14 protein-coding genes and 1 other annotated feature are annotated in these 16727 nt (G+C 41.3%); of the genes, 5 read left to right on the plus strand and 9 right to left on the minus strand.

What is annotated here, in order from left to right; all coding sequences use genetic code 11:
• The first annotated feature begins 74 nt into the window (after positions 1–74).
• Positions 75–2375, plus strand: a complete 2301-nt coding sequence (locus tag MHB79_RS13655) for a helix-turn-helix domain-containing protein (RefSeq protein WP_340989981.1) — start codon at positions 75–77, stop codon at positions 2373–2375.
• A gap of 40 nt (positions 2376–2415) precedes the next feature.
• Here the strand turns inward: MHB79_RS13655 and MHB79_RS13660 are convergent, their stop codons facing one another.
• Positions 2416–2787 (minus strand): winged helix-turn-helix transcriptional regulator, encoded by a 372-nt coding sequence (locus tag MHB79_RS13660; protein WP_003217763.1) that lies wholly within the window; start codon positions 2785–2787, stop codon positions 2416–2418.
• 155 nt (positions 2788–2942) lie between these two features.
• On the opposite strand from MHB79_RS13660, the gene MHB79_RS13665 reads away from it, so the two are divergent.
• Both MHB79_RS13665 and MHB79_RS13670 read left to right on the plus strand, forming a co-directional pair.
• Positions 2943–4130, plus strand: coding sequence for an MFS transporter (locus MHB79_RS13665; protein WP_268458510.1), 1188 nt, complete (start codon positions 2943–2945; stop codon positions 4128–4130).
• Between the two features lie 12 nt (positions 4131–4142).
• Positions 4143–4982 carry an aldo/keto reductase gene (locus MHB79_RS13670; protein WP_340989983.1) on the plus strand — a complete coding sequence of 280 codons (840 nt, stop codon included), beginning with the start codon at positions 4143–4145 and terminating at the stop codon, positions 4980–4982.
• A 45-nt stretch (positions 4983–5027) separates the two neighbouring features.
• On the opposite strand, the gene MHB79_RS13675 is transcribed toward MHB79_RS13670, so the two are convergent.
• The 6 genes from MHB79_RS13675 to MHB79_RS13700 all read right to left on the minus strand — a co-directional run bounded on the left by MHB79_RS13675 (position 5028) and on the right by MHB79_RS13700 (position 12628).
• The gene (locus tag MHB79_RS13675; protein WP_340989985.1) at positions 5028–6524 is read right to left on the minus strand and encodes an extracellular solute-binding protein; all 1497 of its coding nucleotides are present in this window, start codon (positions 6522–6524) and stop codon (positions 5028–5030) included.
• A gap of 25 nt (positions 6525–6549) precedes the next feature.
• On the minus strand, positions 6550–7410 hold the full coding sequence (locus MHB79_RS13680; protein WP_087976618.1) for a carbohydrate ABC transporter permease: 861 nt from the start codon (positions 7408–7410) through the stop codon (positions 6550–6552).
• Positions 7411–7629: 219 nt separating this feature from the next.
• Complete coding sequence (locus tag MHB79_RS13685; protein WP_340989987.1) at positions 7630–8382, minus strand: NAD-dependent epimerase/dehydratase family protein; 753 nt, start codon at positions 8380–8382, stop codon at positions 7630–7632.
• Between the two features lie 46 nt (positions 8383–8428).
• Positions 8429–9331 carry a dienelactone hydrolase family protein gene (locus MHB79_RS13690; RefSeq protein ID WP_050943525.1) on the minus strand — a complete coding sequence of 301 codons (903 nt, stop codon included), beginning with the start codon at positions 9329–9331 and terminating at the stop codon, positions 8429–8431.
• Between the two features lie 130 nt (positions 9332–9461).
• The gene (gene leuS / locus MHB79_RS13695) at positions 9462–11876 is read right to left on the minus strand and encodes a leucine--tRNA ligase (RefSeq protein WP_050943523.1); all 2415 of its coding nucleotides are present in this window, start codon (positions 11874–11876) and stop codon (positions 9462–9464) included.
• Positions 11877–11973: 97 nt separating this feature from the next.
• Positions 11974–12195: a binding site (T-box leader), on the minus strand.
• Between the two features lie 103 nt (positions 12196–12298).
• Positions 12299–12628: a DUF4257 domain-containing protein gene (locus MHB79_RS13700; RefSeq protein ID WP_223250657.1), complete on the minus strand. Its 330-nt coding sequence runs from the start codon at positions 12626–12628 to the stop codon at positions 12299–12301.
• 425 nt (positions 12629–13053) lie between these two features.
• Here MHB79_RS13700 and MHB79_RS13705 point away from each other — a divergent pair, with 425 nt between their 5' ends.
• Positions 13054–13857: a PAS domain-containing protein gene (locus tag MHB79_RS13705; RefSeq protein WP_321999471.1), complete on the plus strand. Its 804-nt coding sequence runs from the start codon at positions 13054–13056 to the stop codon at positions 13855–13857.
• A gap of 86 nt (positions 13858–13943) precedes the next feature.
• Positions 13944–14645: a coiled-coil domain-containing protein gene (locus MHB79_RS13710; RefSeq protein ID WP_106033025.1), complete on the plus strand. Its 702-nt coding sequence runs from the start codon at positions 13944–13946 to the stop codon at positions 14643–14645.
• A gap of 62 nt (positions 14646–14707) precedes the next feature.
• Here the strand turns inward: MHB79_RS13710 and MHB79_RS13715 are convergent, their stop codons facing one another.
• Positions 14708–16018 (minus strand): ABC transporter permease, encoded by a 1311-nt coding sequence (locus tag MHB79_RS13715; RefSeq protein ID WP_340989988.1) that lies wholly within the window; start codon positions 16016–16018, stop codon positions 14708–14710.
• Positions 16008–16706: an ABC transporter ATP-binding protein gene (locus tag MHB79_RS13720; protein WP_044142163.1), complete on the minus strand. Its 699-nt coding sequence runs from the start codon at positions 16704–16706 to the stop codon at positions 16008–16010. Before MHB79_RS13720 ends, MHB79_RS13715 begins: the two co-directional genes overlap by 11 nt.
• Positions 16707–16727: the final 21 nt, after the last annotated feature.

Raw genomic sequence — 16727 nt, forward strand, 5'->3', positions numbered from 1 at the left:
ATTGACAAACCTACCAAATTTTTGGATTAATAAATAAAGAGGAAAAGATTGTTCCGTTTGAAATGGGGGGTTTTATGAAAAGAAGGCAATATAAATTTTATTACAAGCTCGTCACGTTTTTTTTCATGCTTAGTACGATTCCTGTCATCATTGTCGGTATTTTTTCTTATCAGCATTCACAAAAAACAGCACTCGAAAATATCTCAAATGAAAAGCTGGACAGCGTTAAACAAACGCAATCCAATATTGAGCATATTTTAAAGACAGTTGATCACTCTCTCACTCACTATGTCAGTTCGCCGCCTCTCCTTCAAACACTGGCAGAACCTTTAAATCCAGACCAATTCCAGCTTTATAATCAAGTACAGCAGGAACTGAACTACCTGCAAACCTTTGACACCGATCTTTCCAATATTACGCTCGTCAGTAAAATGGAAGACTGGTACATGAACAATTCGGGGCTTTATCATGTCACAAGCAGGGACCAAGAGAAAGCGCTCACCTCTTACCTCAATATTCCGAGTCATTCCAGCTGGGCACTTGAAGAGAATAATGCACTTGTTGCGACAAAGGAAGGAAAGGCCTCCTTTTGCAAATACAATGTGAACTTAATCAAACAACTCCCTATGAACAGTGTCCAGAAAAAAGGGATCGCTGTCGCCAGCATTCCCAGCTGCACGATTGCTGACAATATGCCTGACTTCTCTCAATCTGACAGTATGTTTGTCATTGATACTAACGGAAAAGTGCTGTTACATAACCGCAAAGAACAAATTGGTGAATCCTTGAAAAATCAAGAGTTCGTCAAGCATGTCCTATCGCGTGAAAAACGATCAGGTCAATTTAACATGAAGATCGAGGAACTAAACTATCAAATTACGTTTCAAAAATCAGACTATAACGAATGGACGTACCTATCCTTTGTTTCCATACCAGAACTCAAGGCACAAACGAAATCAATTGGGTGGATCACCTTTATTATCTGCTTTATTTTGTTAGCGCTTTCATTGTTATTTTCATGGTTTGGGTCCAGACATTTTTATAAACCAATCCGCTTGTTATACGAGTCCTTTGCACGCAATGAATCCTTTTTGCAAAAGCAGCCTTTTCAAAATGAATTTGAGTTGATTGAGTCGAGTATTAAACAAATGAAGGATCAAAACAATGATTTAGAGGAACGTATTGAGCAGCAAGTCACGCACCTCCAGCAATACTTTATGGTGCGGCTATTGCTCGGAAAGCTGACAGAAGAAGAAATTAACAACCGGTTCCAAAGTTTAGGATTCCCTCAGGACTGGTCTCACTTATCCATGCTTGTGACCCAAATTGATACGCTAAAAGGAACACCTTATGAAAAAAAGGATGCTGACTTACTTTTATTTGCGATCAATGGACTCATTGAGCAGATTATTCCGCAAGAGGAGCACCTTCAGCCAACAGTTGTCAATCAGCATCAAACGACGATTATCCTAAATCACTCAAAGTCAGATGAAGAGTTTACTGAATATTTAAACCAATTAGCGGAAACGACTCAGCTGCGTATCGAGGAAGAGCTTGGTTTATCGATCAGCATCGGAATCAGCCGTCAGTTTCAGGAGCTCACGATGGCAAAACAGGCTTACATTGAAGGAAAAGAGGCCTTAAAATACAGACTCAAAGCAGAGAAAAAGTCCATTATCTTATATGAACATATCCAGCAAGGAAAAACGTTTAAAACTCATTTTCCAAAGCAGCTTCAACATGATTTATTTGATGCGATGAAAGCAGGTGATCAAGGCAAGGCAGATCACTATTTACATGTGCTCCTTCAATCCATTTTCTCTAAAAATGCAGGACCGCACGAGTACCATATCGCCCTCGCCCGTTTTTTAAACAATTTGATTGAGCTGATGCATTTGCTTGGCATTGAATTATTTGAGGTCGAAGACAATAAAATGCTGTATGATACGATTTTTGAATTTAAAACGTTTGAAGATACCGAAGCATGGCTGAAACATGAGATCATTCGGCCGATTATTGACCAGCTAGGTGCACGCGAGGAATCACAATACAAAAACATCTCAGAAAAGATCATCCATATCATTCATCAAGAATTCGACTCAGATCTCACATTGGATGAAATTTCCACACGCCTGCATTACAACCCAAATTATTTAAGCAGTATCTTTAGAAAGGAAATGGATATCTCCTTTAGTGAATATCTCTCATCCTACAGACACCATGTCGCCAAAAACTGGCTCGTGGAGACCGATATGTCCGTCAAAGAAATTTCGGAAAAACTGAAATATAAAAACCCGCAAAACTTCATCCGTTCCTTCAAAAAACTAGAAGGCACGACCCCTGGCAAATACCGCGACCAGAAAAAAGGCATATAAGACAAAAAGTCCCGCTCTCATAGGAGGAAGCGGGACTTTTTTATTTAAATTGTTCATTTAAAATGCTGTCTTCTAGCACTGAAAGCGGCTCTCCGTACACACGTTCAATATGAGCTGCTCCCCAATCACATAGCGCATTCAGAATTCTTTCGAGCGACTGACCGTATTCACTTAATTCATATTCCACTTTAGGCGGTACTTGCTCATACACAATCCGGTTAATCACCCCATCACTTTCAAGCTCTCTCAGCTGCTGCGTGAGCATTTTTTGTGTGATGTTTGGCATGAGTCTCTTCAATTCACTTGTGCGTTTTTTTCCATGTGTTAAATGACATAAAATCACGCACTTCCACTTCCCGCCAATGACCTCAAGGGTCGCTTCCACGGAGATATTATATTTTTTCTTTTCCATTAAATCCTCACTCCTCATTATACGAACAGGCACTTTTTAGTACCTATATTACAAAAAAGTACGTACTTTTTTTTTCGTCATCCATGTTAGATAATAACTCTTGCCGATCGGCTTCGTCTATCAAAATGTCATCTCAGAAGGATGTGAACTGATTCATGAAGAAAAAACAAAACCAATTTGCCCTTCTCGCACTAGCTATTAGTGCTTTTGCTATAGGAACCACTGAGTTTATTAGTGTCGGTCTTTTGCCGATGATTTCAGAGGACTTTGGAGTGAGCGTCAGCCAGGCGGGCTGGACCGTCTCTTTATATGCACTTGGTGTGACATTCGGCGCCCCTATTTTGACTTCTCTGACTTCAGCGATGAAAAGAAAAACATTGCTTTTGCTCATTATGCTCGTCTTTTTGATTGGAAATACACTCGCCACGATGGCTCCGACCTTTTCAGTGCTATTAATCGGCCGGGTCATTTCAGCCTTATCCCATGGAATCTTTATGTCCATCGGCTCTACGATCGCTGCAAGCCTTGTAGTGAAAGAAAAACGGGCAAGCGCGATTGCTTTTATGTTCACTGGTTTAACAGTAGCGACTGTGACGGGCGTGCCTTTTGGGACATTTCTTGGCCATGAGTTCGGCTGGCGGACATCATTCGGTGTGATTGTCATTATTGGTCTGATCGCACTAATATCTAACTATTTTCTTGTTCCATCTCAATTAAAGCAAGGCGTGAAAACATCATTTAAGGATCAAGCTGTTTTATTAAAAACAAAAAGAATCTTGCTTCTATTTGTCATTACAGCAACAGGATACGGAGGAACCTTTGTCGTCTTTACGTATTTATCCCCTCTCTTACAGCATGTGACAGGTCTTGCGCCTGGGGCGGTGGCATTGATCCTGCTTTTATACGGGATCACGATCGCAGCTGGAAATGTCATTGGCGGAAAGGCTGCAAATGAGAAGCCAATGAAAGCACTCATTTACATGTTTATCATCCAAAGCATCATTTTGTTTATCCTTAGCTTGACTGCTGGATTTACGGTGCTAGGCATCGCAACCGTCATGCTGATGGGACTGTTTGCTTTCATGAATGTCCCAGGGCTTCAAGTAGCTGTCGTTGATTTTGCAGAAAGATACACACCAGGAGCAGTCGACGTCGCTTCCGCTATGAATATCGCTGCCTTTAATGCTGGTATCGCCATCGGCTCATTTTTAGGCGGCATCGTGACAGATACTCTTGGGCTTGTGCATACAGGCTGGGTCGGCGGTATCATGGTCCTCATCGCTGCGATTCTCACGATGATTAGTTTTCGAATCGAACAACAAGAACAAAATCAAACCATCTAAGGAGTGTTCAATATGAATCATTTACAAAGTACAAAAACATTAAACAATGGAGTCCACATGCCAGGATTTGGTCTCGGTGTATTCAAGGTTGAAGATGGTGCAGAATTAATAGACGCCGTCAAAACAGCCATTCAAATAGGCTATCGCAGTATTGATACAGCGGCTATTTATGGCAATGAGGAAGGGGTTGGACGAGGCATACAACTTGGTCTTGCAGAAACAGGACTGTGCCGCGAAGACCTCTTTGTGACATCAAAAGTGTGGAATGCCGATTTAGGATATGAATCCACTCTACAAGCATATGAGGAAAGCTTGAAAAAACTTCAGCTTGACTACTTGGATCTATATTTAATCCATTGGCCGGTTGAGGGCAAATATAAAGACGCTTGGCGTGCGCTTGAAACCTTGTATCGTGAAGGAAAGGTGAGAGCAATCGGTGTGAGCAACTTCCAGCCGCATCATCTAGACGAACTATTAAAAGATGCAGACATCATACCAGCTATCAATCAAGTCGAGTTTCACCCAAAACTAACGCAGGAAGCACTCTATACGTATTTGAACACACATGGCATTCAAATGGAAGCATGGTCACCGCTCATGCAGGGGGAACTGCTTCATCATCCGGTGATCAAAGAACTCTCGGACACATACGGCAAAACACCTGCTCAAATTATTTTGCGCTGGGATGTGCAAAAAGGCGTCATCACCATTCCAAAATCAACGAAAGCGCATCGTTTAAAAGAAAATGCAGATATATTTGATTTTGCTTTATCTGATGAGGATATGAAACGCCTGTCTGATTTAAATGAAAACAAACGGATCGGTCCAGACCCAGACAACTTTGACTTTTAATAGAAACACCCCCGCTCTTTAACTAGGCGGGGGTGTTGATGTTGATTATTTTGATTTTTTAAAGGAAGCTTCATATTCTTCTATGATTTTATTGCCACCATTTGATTTCCACTTCTCTACATCTTTCTTAAATTGATCTTCACTGATGTCTCCAAGAATGAACTTATAGGTCGCATCATCGATGATTTTTTTCAATTCATTTCCTCGTTCTGAGGCTGTTTCTGAATACAGGCTTTCAGCAGGGTTGGCGACGATGATCTTTTGATTGTCTTCTTCCAGCTCTTCATATTTTGTACGAACCGCATCCCCTTTATTTTTCAAGTAGCGTTTATCAATGCCTACTAGACTGACAAGCGGCTGTACATCTGTCTGCCAGCTTTTCACTTGGCTTTCTTCCCTGACAAATGTATTCCCTTCTTCTTTCTTATAATGCTCACCATCTATACCGTACGTCATGAGACCATAGACATCTTCTTCTGCAATGCGATCAAAGAAGGCCAAAATTCGCTTTAATTCTGCCTCTGATTTCACGCTTGTTTTAGGGAATGCGAAGATGCCATTATGACCACCTGATGCCCACACCCGTTCTTTGCCATCTGGACCTTTGATTCGGTTCAAGATATCGACTTTCATGTTTTTATCTGTCGCGTCATCTCTCAAGTTCACAGCATCTACCATATTTCCAACATAGATTCCTGCTTTTCCTTGTGAGAATAATTCCTGCTGCTGTGTTTTGCTTGTCACAGGGAAGTCTTTGTTGATATAGCCATTATCACGCAGTTTCTTCATGTACTTCATCGTATTCATGTACTCATCTGTCATAAAGTCTGGTGTGAATTTGCCGTTTTCTTCTTTCCAGTCTGTTGGCATTCCCTCATATGAACCAAGTGTTTTAAATGCCCCATAAATCAAATCGTTCCGATCCGTAAAGCCCATTGTATCCGCTTTTCCGTTTTGATTCGGATCTTTTTCAGTAAAGGCTTTCGCTACCTCATAAAGATCATCCAACGTTTTTGGTGTATCCAAATTTAAATTTTCAAGCCAATCCTTTCGAATGACAATTCCTTGTCTTGAAAGTGGTCTCTCTCTATAAATGCCATAAAGCTTACCGTCTATAGAGGCGTTTTTATTGATCAGTTCGTTCATCTTACTTAAATTTGGATAATCCTTTAAATACGGACCGACTTCCCAGAACATACCTGATCTGAATGCATTAATAGCAGACGAATTCTTAATGTCTTGAATCGTCACAATCTGCGGCAGATTCCCAGCTGCAAGGGCAGAATTTAACCGGTCTTCCTTCACAGCATCAGGCACCCACGTAATATCAAGTTCTGTATTTGTGAGCTTCTCAATCTCTTTTAAAACCGAATCTTTCGGCGGCTGCTGATGATACAAAATCGCCATCCATGTCAGCTTCACTTTTTTGTCTAAATCAACCTTTTCATTCGATGAACTTCCTTTGCTTGAACATGCGGATAAAATACCGCTTGCTGCAAATAACAGAACAAACGCAATCAACCATAATTTCTTTCTCCCCATAAGATCCCTCCGTTGTTCCTTCTTTTTAACCTTTTACAGAACCTAGTAATGCCCCTTTGTTGAAATGCTTTTGAATAAATGGATAGACAAGCAGAACGGGAATGGTGGCTACCACAATGACAGCCATTTTAATCGTTTGGTCTGGCGGTGGTGTGGATGATCCCATATCCGACATATCTCCCTGCATTCCGCTCGAAACAATGACAATCTGCCTTAGAAGTACCTGAATCGGCCATTTCACTGAATCATTTAAATACAGGATGGCGGTCATGTACGTATTCCAATACGTCACGGCATAAAAAAGTGAAATGGTCGCAATAGCTGGCAAAGAAAGTGGCAGCACAATTTTAAAGAAAATCCCTAAATCGTTACAGCCATCCATCTTCGCTGATTCCTCAAGGCTTGCGGGAATGTTTTGAAAGAAGTTTTTCAAGATGATCAAATTGAACGCATTGATCGCAACCGGTAGAATTAGTGACCAATAGGTATCAAGTAGACCAAGTGTTTTCACCACAATAAACGTCGGAATCATACCTCCGCTAAATAGCATCGTGAAGACAACGAGAAACATCAATGTTCTCCGGCCTTTTAACTCCTGACGAGACAGCCCATATGCCATGAGTGAGGACAAAAACATGCTGACAGCTGTTCCAACGAGTGTCACAAGAATGGACACGATAAGGCTGCGGTACACAATATCCGTAGAGAAAATATACCGATAGGCCTCTAAAGAAAACGTGGTCGGGAACAAGATAAACTTCTTCGTGATGACCTCTTCTACTGTAGCAAAAGAGGCTGCAATGACATGGATGAACGGAAGCACACATATTAATGCGAACATGAGTAGAAAAGAGTAATTAAATAAGTTGAACAATCGGCCTTTAATAGAACGATCTATGTTCATCACGCCCTTTCTTTGTAAGCGTTATCATTTTATCCGAAAATAAGCTGCAGCCTGTGACGATATCGTGATTAAAATGTAACAAATGGGGGAAGAAAGCGTCTATAATCATCTTGACAGTCCAACTGGGTCGATCCTGTCAGTCGTGCTTTTATGCTCATGAAACAAAAGAATAAGATCATCAGCTAATGACATGATTATGCCCTATGCCTGATCGTTTTCTTCAAGGATTTCCGTCGTATTCACATCGGGTCTATAGCCTAACTCCTGCTTCGTGTTTTCCGTAGACCAAGGCTTTTCTTCGTTTTCTGATACGGCATAATATGTCCCAAAGGGAACGGTCGTTTCAATCGCTGCCTTTATCATCCATGCTAGATCCTCGTGTGAAAGAAGTGTTCGTTTCGTCCGTTCTTTCTCGTGTAATGCCTCCATCTCATCTGTCACAACCGTTCCAATCCGTAAATTGATAACAGACATTCCCGTTTGATCGTGGAACAAACGGCCTAGCTGTTCAGAAGCAAATTTTAAAATGCCATAGACATTTTGAGTCGCAGGTACATCGTTTGTTGTAATATGTCTCCCTAGTAAGGAGCGTCCATCTTTTTCATAACGATCGGTCACGTGATTGCTGCTTGCAAAAATGACTTTTCGTATGCCGAGGCTTGCAGCTGATCGAAACATAGAATAAGAGCTCCTCCAAAAAATATCATTCATTTTTTCAAACTCCTCATGATTCATCACATCATGCGTCATCTCCATGTTTAAAAGGTGTATGATGACATCTGTATCTCGCGGAATCGCCTCATATAATTCCTGTTCATTCGTTGCATCTGCTAAAATGTCTCCTTTTACACAGCCCGTTTGATCAATAATGGTGATCTCATACTCAGAAGAGAGCGTTTTTGTTAAAATACGGCCAATCACACCGCACCCGCCAATGATCGTGATCTTCTTCATGTGTCTCCTCCTTTCTAATGACGTAGTATGTCCAAGCCTTTATAGATTACAGCCATTTTTTTAAGAATCGAGTGGCCTCGTGACGCATAGCGGCTGTTTCAAAATGACCTGCATGAAGACCAACAAGCTGATACCGTTCTTTCAATGAAGCCGCTTGATAAGTTTGGCTCAATCCCTTTTGAATGCGAGCGACGCCTTCAGCAGGCGTGAGTGGATCAAGTTTTCCAACTAAGCTTAAATGCGGCCTTGGAAAAATCATTTCCTGAATATCAGCTGCCGTAAAGTGCTTTGCTAAGCTTGGTACATAGTAATAAAAGCCATGCCTGTCTAAATTGTTCGTTTCAATTAATGTGTGGTGATCGACCTGTGCGCAAAGATCAATACACACACTGACCCTCTCATCAAGCGCAGCCGTCCACCAGGAAAGAAGCCCGCCCATTGACATTCCAAAAATAGCTAACCGGTCCGGCAGCACATCAGGTCGAGACAGCACATAATCAATTGCACACATGCTTTCATACAGCATCATGCCCCACATCACTTTCCCTGTTAAAAGCATTTCCTTAAAAATTTCACTTTCGGTTCTTCCTCTTCTCTCACCAAATCCTGCATGATCAATAGCCAGAACACTATAGCCTTTTGAGGTGAACTCTTTCGCATATGAAGGCGCTTGCAAATAATGAGCACCCTTGATGAGCTCTTCCTTCCCATCGACGTAGTTCCCGCCATGAGAGTGCTGAAAGAGCACAACGGGTCTTTTTTTCACCGTATCCTTCGGCTTCACAAAATAAGCGGGCACTTCCTCCACACCATGGATTGAAAGAATGAGTGTTTCGATGACGTACGATTCACGATCCTCGACCTTTAACGTATATGCCTCCACGCGATGGCGTTCTGGCATTTCTCCTAACAGACTGAGCAGTTGTTCACGTTTGCTTTCCTTTTCCATTGATGTCACTCCTCCTTTTGTTGATCATCTGTTAACATACGAGATCGATCGTGCAATCACCTTGTTTTCGACAAAATTATGTCCCGGGAAATAAAGAACACCCACCGGTTCATACCGATGGGTGTCATCATTAATTCGCAACAATATTGACAAGCTTCCCAGGAACCGCAATCACTTTGCGAATGGTTTTCCCTTCAAGCTGTTCTTTTACACGTGCATCATTTTTTGCAAGCTCTTCTAACTGTTCTTTAGTTGCATCAGCAGGAACAGTTAATTTTGCTTTCACTTTCCCATTCAATTGTACGACAATTTCTACTTCATCGTCGACAAGCTTTGACTCGTCATATTGCGGCCATGCTTCATAAGAGATAGACCCTTCATGACCAAGTTTATTCCAAAGCTCTTCCGCTACATGCGGTGCAATTGGAGAAAGTAGTTTCACAAAGCCTTCTGCATATTCTTTCGGCAGTGTATCAGCCTTGTAGGCATCATTGATAAACACCATTAATTGTGAAATCCCTGTATTGAAGCGCAGACCTTCATAATGGTCTGTTACCTTCATCACGGTTTCATGATAGCTGCGTTCTAATGCGCCTCCAGTTTGCTCTGTTATTTTATCACTGATTGTGCCATCTTCGTTTGTGAATAGACGCCATACACGATCAAGGAAGCGGCGAGCACCATCAAGTCCTGTTTCAGACCAAGCGATTGATGCATCTAAAGGTCCCATGAACATTTCATAAAGGCGCAATGTATCCGCACCATGAGATTCTACGATATCATCTGGATTGACAACATTTCCTTTTGATTTACTCATTTTTTCATTATTTTCCCCAAGAATCATTCCTTGGTTGAACAATTTCATGAAAGGTTCTTTTGTCGGAACAACGCCGATATCATACAAGAACTTATGCCAGAAGCGCGCATATAGAAGATGAAGTACAGCATGTTCTGCTCCGCCAATATATACATCAACAGGAAGCCATTTCTTCAGCTTTTCAGGAGATGCAAGCTCTTCTGAGTTATGCGGGTCAATATAACGTAAGAAATACCAGCAGCTGCCTGCCCATTGCGGCATTGTATTGGTTTCACGGCGTCCTTTTTTACCTGTGACAGGATCGACAACCTCAACCCAATCTTTAATATTGGCTAAAGGTGATTCACCTGTGCCACTTGGCTTGATCTCAGTCGTTTTAGGCAAAATGAGTGGAAGCTCTTCCTCTGAAACAGCTGAAGACGTTCCGTCCTCCCAATGAATAATTGGAATTGGCTCACCCCAATAACGCTGGCGGCTAAATAGCCAGTCTCTTAAACGGTAAGTGACTTTCTTTTCGCCTTTTTGATGTTCTTCCAGCCATGCAATGACTTTTTCAATCGCTTCTTCTTTTCCTAATCCATCGAGGAAATCAGAGTTAATGTGTTTTCCATCACCTGTGTAAGCTTCTTTTTCAATGTCTCCGCCTTCAACAACTTCCTTGATTGGAAGATCAAATGTTTTGGCAAATTCATAGTCACGCTCATCATGGGCAGGTACCGCCATAATCGCGCCTGTTCCATAAGTAGCCAGCACGTAATCTGCAATCCAGATCGGCATCTTTTCACCATTTAATGGATTGATGGCATAAGCGCCTGTGAAAATACCCGTCTTCGTTTTTGCAAGATCTGTCCGCTCTAAGTCGCTCTTAGATTGAATTTCTTTCATATATGCTTCGACTGCTTCTTTTTGAGCAGCTGTTGTCATTTTTTCAACAAGTGCATGTTCTGGTGCAAGTACCGCATAGGTTGCCCCAAACAATGTATCAGGACGCGTTGTGAAAACAGTAAACTGTTCATCATGTCCTTCTACTTCGAAATGAACATGTGCACCTTCTGAACGTCCGATCCAGTTACGCTGCATATCTTTAATGCTTTCAGGCCAATCAATGTCTTCTAAATCTTCTAACAGCCTGTCCGCATATGCCGTAATCTTTAGCATCCATTGCTTCATCGGACGTCTTTCAACCGGATGCCCTCCGCGTTCACTTTTTCCATCAATGACTTCTTCGTTTGCAAGGACTGTGCCAAGCGCTGGGCACCAGTTCACTGGTACTTCATCGATATACGCCAATCCCTTTTCGTACAATTTCAAGAAAATCCATTGTGTCCATTTATAATAATTTGGATCAGTCGTGTTGATTTCTCGATCCCAATCATATGAGAACCCTAGTGATTGAATTTGGCGGCGGAAGTTATTGATGTTCTCTTCTGTAAAGACCGCCGGATCATTCCCTGTATCTAGCGCATACTGTTCTGCTGGAAGACCAAATGCGTCCCATCCCATTGGATGAAGAACATCATATCCCTGCATACGTTTCATGCGTGATAAAATATCCGTTGCTGTGTAGCCCTCAGGGTGCCCGACATGAAGTCCTGCTCCTGATGGATATGGAAACATATCAAGTGCATAGAACTTTGGTTTATCTTCCGAGTCAGATGTGGCGAATGTTTTATGTGTCAGCCAATAATCCTGCCACTTCTTTTCAATTTCCCGATGCTGAAAACTCAATGTGAAAACCTCCTTTAATATGTACGGCTGTATCTGCTCAGATGACCACTGCGAGAATTCAGATTTTTCTAAAATCAACAAAAAACCCTCATCCCTGGAAAGGGACGAGAGATTTTTTGGTTCCCGCGGTACCACCCTTGTTAGCGTAACTTTCTGTTTGTACGCTCACTTAATATCTTTAACGCAGACATGCGACAGAAGCTTTAACGCAACTGCAACTCTGAGGCGAGTTCAGAAGCAGATTTGATTGACTTTCACCAGCCGTCAATTCTCTAAAGACAAATACTGCTTTCCTACTACTCCTCTTCACTGTTCTTATCGTAACCGTCATCTAAGTAGTATTTTATAGAATTATGATCATAAGTGCAAGCAGGTTTGTATACAATGGGAATGTACCCTAGATCAGGGTAAAGTAGAGGATATTATTCGTGTGGAGATCGGTTATGACGGTTGGAGTCTGCATTCTGTGAATGCTGTTCTCTTACAAAATCAAAGCTTCGCAGAACTGCTTCTCCTCCGTAACCTGAAATAATTGATAAGATGACCAAGTGCAGACTAGAATCGGGATTTGAGGATAAGACAAGCAGTGTAGCGGCAATCATCCCAACGAGCCAATCTTCAATAAACCCTAAATAAATAAACTTTTTTGTCATTCTGGGCTTCTCTAGCCTGCCTTTTTTCTTTACGTGACCGAGAATGCCCATGACCCCTCCAATGGCGCAAGCAATAATGACTTGTTGCAGCATTTTCATCACCTTCCTAAAGCCCTTAGAATAGTAAAGCGACTTCAGGCTGTCCAGCCCCCTGTAATGCCATTCTGCTGTTCCGTCATAATCCATGTAAAAGGTCTATTCTCTCTAACGAAGAAAAAAAGCTTGTTTCTTCCATTATATGTGAATGACCCAAAACAATCTTGATGCATTGGAATCATTTTTACCTAATCCATATTGACTATTTTTGTCATTTTATGAATTATGAGCAATTGATTCCTTCTTTTTCTAAAGAAAAGTCTCCTTACTTACTATATTCTAATGGAGGACAAACTATGATGACAAATTTAACAAAGCCATTGCAATCGTTGAAACAGAACATATGTTATGTTACGTTAGTAAGGAATACCTTTGGTTGAAAAGACAACCATTTGATATGTCTGATAGCAGCAACAAAGGAGGGTAATATGGTCAGCTCGAACATCTTCGGCTTACAAAAACAGCTTGAACTCATAAAAAAAGCGCTAGATCATGCGCGGATCGGTGTTGTCATTACAGACCCTTCTTTAGAGGATAACCCTATCGTTTATGTGAATCATGGCTTTACACACATGACTGGATACAAACCAGATGAGATTCTTGGGCGTAACTGTCGATTCCTTCAAGGGAAAGACACAGATCAAAAGCAGCTTGATTTAATACGTCATGGAATACAGAATAAAACACCTATTACCACACAGCTAAAAAATTATAAAAAAGACGGTACTTTTTTTTGGAATGAACTCAATATAGATCCTCTATACATTGAACAAGATGATAAAACATTTTTCATTGGCTTTCAAAAGGATATTACGAAACAGAAAGAATATGAACAGCTCCTAGAAGATTCCTTACAGGAAGTCACCTCTCTTTCGACGCCAATCGTCCCAATCAAAAATGGTGTATCTGCTCTGCCACTCATTGGAAAACTATCTGAAGAACGCTTTGATGCCATTGTCGCGAAGTTAACTTGTATATTAGATGATTCAAAGGATGATTATTTAATTGTCGATCTTTCTGGTTTAATCGATGTCGATGATTCCGTTGCAGCACGCATTTTCAAGCTGCATCGTCTTCTTAATCTAACCGGAACCGAACTGATCATCACAGGGATCAAACCGCAGCTTGCAATGAAAATGAAAGACTTGGATACAGATTTTCAGGATACAATCACTTATTTGACGGTTAAGGAAGCAATCAAAGGATTACCATTAGCTGAAAGCCCTGTATAAAACAGGGTTTTTTTAGTTGAAACGCCCCCTAAAAATGGGAAAATGAGGTATGATAGGTGTAATAAAGGATGTAGGGGGGCTACTAGATGATGATGTTACTCATCATAGGTCTTTTATGTGTTTGTTTTGCCATAGGATATGCCGTCAATTTCTTATTACTCAAACACCAGAATGCGCAGATCTTTTCAAAGAAACTATTTTATCCTTTCTTGATCTTGGGTCTCATCTTTTCCATTATGTCATTACCGTTTGCTGCCACAGATGCACCGAAGGCACAAGCAGATCCATCTTCAGAACAGCTGTTAAAGGATCAAAAGCAGCTCACATCTGACATAACGCGCTTAAAAGCTGATAAAGAGGAGCTTACCGCTTCTTTAGAGGACGCAACAAAGGATAAAGAAAAACTAGCGAAAAAGCTAGAAACCATCACCTCAGAAAAAGAAACAATCAAAAAGCAAGAAAAGACCATTCAAGCGCTTGAAGAGAAAATAGACAAGCTTGCCTCAAGCAACGAAACACTCAAAAAAGAGAACAAGAAAAGCAGCAGCGATACGGAGTCTTCTACCGTTCAGCGGTCCGCTCCTAAAGATGAAGGAAAAAGCACAGGCGGTCATGAGTCACAGAAGGAAACAAAAAAAGAATCTGCAGCCTGTAACATCAAAGGAAGTGTCAACGGTATTTATCACACACCAAGCAGCAGATACTACTCTAGAACAAAGAATGTAACCAAGCTATTCTGCTCTGTAGAAGAGGCAGAGCGTGCAGGGTACCGGGCACCTAAGCAATAGCTATGTATCACGAAAAAAGAACCTCCTGTCAGCCCAATTGGGTGCCTTAGGAGGTTCTTTTTTTAGATTTCTCTTCTTAATGCTGCTAATACATTCGTTTTTGTTGCTTTACGTGCTGGGTTAAGCCCTGAAAGGATTGCTACCCCTGCGCTAATCACTGTTGCTGTAATCACAAGGCTGAGCGGAATATAGGAGAAGGTGATCGAGAATTGATCACTTGACCCTCCCTCTGACATGGACGCCAAAATAGCTGGAATGATTAAATTGACCGCGAAACTAATGATATATGAGATGATAATTCCGATGATCGACCCAATCACCCCAATATAAGCACTTTCCATGAGGAACATTCGCTTAATAATCGATGGATTCGCGCCAATGGCTTTCATAATCCCAATTTCTTGTGTCCGCTCTGTTACAGCCATTGTCATCGTATTGAAAATCCCGATCGCAGAAATAATGACCGCAATACATCCAACAAAAATAAGTCCAATTTTGAAGACTGTAAAGAACATATCCATTCCTTCGAGCTGATTCGTCACAGAGATGACTTGATAGCCCTCATCTGTCAGCTTATTCGTGAGTGCACCGACGTTGTCGAATTTATCTGCATAAACAGAAGTCATTTTCTCGACATTTCCTGCTTCAGGAGATAGATCGAGTATTTGACCAAATTCCTTTTCATACGCATTCGGAATAAAAATTTTATGATCCTCTTGCCACTCCAGATTCGGCTTTTTCAACACACCTACTACACGGAAATCAAATGTTTTTTCTTTGACGACTTCATTTTCTTCGTTGAGTTTTGGTACTTTGACTTGAATCACTTTATTTAAAATATCTTTCGTGTAGCCCTTAGGCTCTTTTGGTGTTTCTTCACCATTTGATGTCTGATTTAATTTTTTTTCATAGGCTTGGCGTTCTTTTTTTGTCCACAGTTGTTCAGCCATATGATACCCGACCACAATTTCGTTCGCTGATGTTGGGACTTTTCCTCGGTCTAGCTCAAGCCCTGCTTCTTTTTCTTCTTTCATATCGGTTAGAGCAGCCTGCGTTTCACCTGAGCGATCATCGAGCTCGACGTTTACCAATGGAATGAGCGCCGTTCTTGAGACGACAGATTTCACATGATCATATTTCTTTAAATCATCTGTCTTGACGTCACCTTTTTCCTTGCCTAACACTTTCACTTCTGTGATGATTTGCTGTTTCATGATTTCATCTTGCGCCGATTTTTGCAGACCAAAACCGACAGATGCTAAAACGATTAAGAAAGAGCATGCCATTGTCGTCGCAAGAATGGTCATAAACACACGCAATCTATTTTTCTTCATGTTTCTTCTAATAAATTTGACCTGATCTCTAAATTTCAATGGATTGTTCCCCTTTCTTTAATACACCATCATGAAGCTGGAACGTTGTATCTGCGATTGAAGCGACTTCATCGTCATGTGTAATAATGACAAACGTGATTCCTTTTTCACGATTAAGCTGCTGGATAAAGGCTAAGATTTCTCCTTCGGTTTCTGAATCTAGACTGCCTGTTGGTTCATCCGCTAAAATAATAGATGGATTTAAAATCAAGGCTCTTGCAATACTCACACGCTGCTGCTGCCCGCCTGACAACTCATTCGGGTAATGCCCTGCATGATGTTCTAAACCTACTCGTTTCAGCATTTCTTCTACTTTCGCCTTTCGTTCAGACGGCTTCACACCTTTTAAAGTGAGCGGAAGTTCAACATTTTCATACGTCGTTAAGCTCCCGATCAATTGAAAGCTTTGAAAGATAAAACCAAAGTGATCTAAGCGGAAATCCGCCCATTCTTTTTCATTAAACCCAGTCACATCGGTACCATCAATGACAATTTGTCCGCTCGTTGGCGTAATATATCCTGAAATTAAGTTCAATAGGGTAGATTTCCCCGAACCACTTCGCCCCACTATACAAGCAATATCGCCTCTTTTGATGGATAGGTCAATCCCTTTCAGCACAGGAATCTCATTCTCTCTGCCTTTTTTACCAATTGTAAACACATGATCTAACGCTTGAACTTGAATCATCTCTACTCCCCTACTCTCTGT

Origin of the sequence: Bacillus sp. FSL M7-0558 (assembly GCF_038003245.1) — a bacterium.
GTDB lineage: Bacteria > Bacillota > Bacilli > Bacillales > Bacillaceae > Bacillus > Bacillus pumilus.

Coding starts and splice junctions, on each gene's coding strand:
- MHB79_RS13675 (WP_340989985.1), bottom strand. CDS start 6,524: ATGGGGAGAAAGAAATTATGGTTGATTGCGTTTGTTCTGTTATTTGCA.
- MHB79_RS13700 (WP_223250657.1), bottom strand. CDS start 12,628: ATGAAAATGCTGCAACAAGTCATTATTGCTTGCGCCATTGGAGGGGTC.
- MHB79_RS13710 (WP_106033025.1), top strand. CDS start 13,944: ATGATGATGTTACTCATCATAGGTCTTTTATGTGTTTGTTTTGCCATA.
- MHB79_RS13655 (WP_340989981.1), top strand. CDS start 75: ATGAAAAGAAGGCAATATAAATTTTATTACAAGCTCGTCACGTTTTTT.
- MHB79_RS13685 (WP_340989987.1), bottom strand. CDS start 8,382: ATGAAGAAGATCACGATCATTGGCGGGTGCGGTGTGATTGGCCGTATT.
- MHB79_RS13720 (WP_044142163.1), bottom strand. CDS start 16,706: ATGATTCAAGTTCAAGCGTTAGATCATGTGTTTACAATTGGTAAAAAA.
- MHB79_RS13705 (WP_321999471.1), top strand. CDS start 13,054: ATGGTCAGCTCGAACATCTTCGGCTTACAAAAACAGCTTGAACTCATA.
- MHB79_RS13690 (WP_050943525.1), bottom strand. CDS start 9,331: ATGGAAAAGGAAAGCAAACGTGAACAACTGCTCAGTCTGTTAGGAGAA.
- MHB79_RS13670 (WP_340989983.1), top strand. CDS start 4,143: ATGAATCATTTACAAAGTACAAAAACATTAAACAATGGAGTCCACATG.
- MHB79_RS13665 (WP_268458510.1), top strand. CDS start 2,943: ATGAAGAAAAAACAAAACCAATTTGCCCTTCTCGCACTAGCTATTAGT.
- MHB79_RS13660 (WP_003217763.1), bottom strand. CDS start 2,787: ATGGAAAAGAAAAAATATAATATCTCCGTGGAAGCGACCCTTGAGGTC.